The organism is Clostridium sp. ZBS15 (assembly GCF_023845705.1).
Lineage (GTDB): Bacteria > Bacillota > Clostridia > Clostridiales > Clostridiaceae > Clostridium > Clostridium aquiflavi.
In genome coordinates, this window is sequence record NZ_JAMQHY010000198.1 from 1 (window position 1) to 477 (window position 477).

At 51.8% G+C, this 477-nt stretch carries 1 protein-coding gene; it reads right to left on the minus strand.

What is annotated here, in order from left to right; translation table 11 throughout:
- Positions 1-231: 231 nt before the first annotated feature.
- Positions 232-387: a type I toxin-antitoxin system toxin HokD gene (gene hokD / locus NG904_RS16995; RefSeq protein WP_252232916.1), complete on the minus strand. Its 156-nt coding sequence runs from the start codon at positions 385-387 to the stop codon at positions 232-234.
- Positions 388-477: the final 90 nt, after the last annotated feature.

Here is a 477-nt window from a genome sequence, read left to right on the forward strand (position 1 = left end):
TCGATTCTCATCAACAGAATCCTTCCAGATAAATAGCACTCCCCTATTCGGGGTCCATCCCTCTTCTCCCTGCGCGCTACTTAAGTATTTTTGATTCTATTCCGGCGCCGTCCGGAACTTCAAACGCGTTGAAAATAAAAACAAAAACCCGCCGAAGCGGGTTAAGTGCGGGTGCGTTGAGGATGCCTGACACATCAGAGGTGGCGAGGGATTTCTCCCCCGCCTGGTCTCTTACTCCTCAGGTTCGTAAGCTGTGAAGACAGCGACCTCCGTCTGGCCGGTTCGGATTCGTACCTCGCAGAGGTCTTTCCTCGTTACCAGTGCCGTCACTATGACGATGATACAGATGACGATCAGGGCGATTAACATCGCCTTTTGCTGCTTCATAGCCTGCTTCTCCTTGCCTTTCGGCGCGTAAGAGGCTCACCTACATGTGTCTAGCATGAAATTCGCCTCCGCTTAATGTTAGGCGTCTTG